Below are 818 nucleotides of genomic sequence, written 5' to 3'. Positions count from 1 at the left end.
TCTTCTAAGTATATATTTGAGAAACTCAGTTAAATATCAAGAGCTATTCAGGCAATATATACTGATATAAATAATTTAATAGTAAAATTAGGCATCTGAAAACAGAGTGAAGAAAAAACTTTTATCCCCACCCTAAATTAAAGCTAAAAATGAGCGTAATAATCGTCCCAAAAGAATTAACCAGGATTGGGTAACAACTGCAAACAACGGTAAGCAGTAGCATAAATATGCTGATAGGGACAAGAACTATTAATCGCAATTAAAACTCGTCTAGTTGTTATTGTAATCAAAGCTCCTAACTTCAACAACTTGGTACGGATAGTCCCAACTTGAGCATTCTGTAATTCAGTTTTAACTAAACATTTATTTCGCAAAGCATTCATCAAAACATAAGCAATGGAAGAGAACCACAAACGTAATTGATTACCTGCAAATGTATGGGTACTGGTTCTATCACTAAATAATTCTAATTGTTGTTCCTTCTCTTGACTAATGCTTTTTCCTAATGCCAGTGCGAACATGGGATCATGACGTAATTCTTCATGGTCATTTAAGTCTTCATATCCCATGATTAAGCCATATATCCGTTGTGTTAATAAGCTTTCTATGGGATGTAACGTCTTATTTGGCTTTCTGTAGTCTTGGAAACCCAAAGCTAAACGTGATGTTATTTGCAATTTTCGGTCTATTTCCGCAATTAAACTTAGACCTGCATCCGATGTTACTTTACCACCCTGGAAATTCACTACTACTGGAGGGAGTTTTTCTTGTTTAAAAGTGAACTGTTTTGGTGTACTATCTGTTCTTATTGGGGTCAT

The 818-nt window shown here is 34.5% G+C and carries 1 protein-coding gene; it reads right to left on the bottom strand.

What is annotated here, in order from left to right:
- Nucleotides 1–176 precede the first annotated feature (176 nt).
- The coding region (locus FJR06_RS01065; protein ID WP_015079994.1) for a transposase at nucleotides 177–818 on the bottom strand (642 nt) is incomplete at its 5' end.

Source organism: Dolichospermum sp. UHCC 0352 (assembly GCF_009711925.1).
GTDB lineage: Bacteria > Cyanobacteriota > Cyanobacteriia > Cyanobacteriales > Nostocaceae > Dolichospermum > Dolichospermum lemmermannii.
The sequence above is the reverse complement of the archived record's forward strand: the minus strand, read 5'-3'. Positions and strand labels throughout refer to the sequence as shown.